This is a genomic window from Acinetobacter sp. NBRC 100985 (genome assembly GCF_000241225.1).
Classification (GTDB): domain Bacteria; phylum Pseudomonadota; class Gammaproteobacteria; order Pseudomonadales; family Moraxellaceae; genus Acinetobacter; species Acinetobacter venetianus.
The window spans coordinates 1-257 of the sequence record NZ_BAEB01000056.1 but is presented as its reverse complement, the minus strand read 5'-3'; the positions used below and the strand labels follow the sequence as shown (position 1 = coordinate 257).

Annotated in this window: 1 tRNA gene; it reads left to right on the top strand. The window is 34.6% G+C overall.

What is annotated here, in order from left to right:
* The first annotated feature begins 58 nt into the window (after positions 1-58).
* A tRNA-Trp gene (locus tag ACT4_RS15955) sits at positions 59-132 on the top strand.
* Positions 133-257: the final 125 nt, after the last annotated feature.

Below are 257 nucleotides of genomic sequence, written 5' to 3'. Positions count from 1 at the left end.
GCAAGTGTATCTTGCTTTTTTTATGGTTAAGTCAGAAATGGCTCAATCATGTGGTTATAGAGGATTGGTGTAATGGTAGCATGACGGTCTCCAAAACCGTTCGTCAAGGTTCGAGTCCTTGATCCTCTGCCAAATTTTAAAAGAGACTTTTTAAAGTCTCTTTTTTTATTGCTGTATTTTTCATTTGTATACGAAAAAAGCATTAGCTTTCAGATGCATGGTTTTTTATAAAAAAGGCTTGTCAGCAAGAAAGTTTA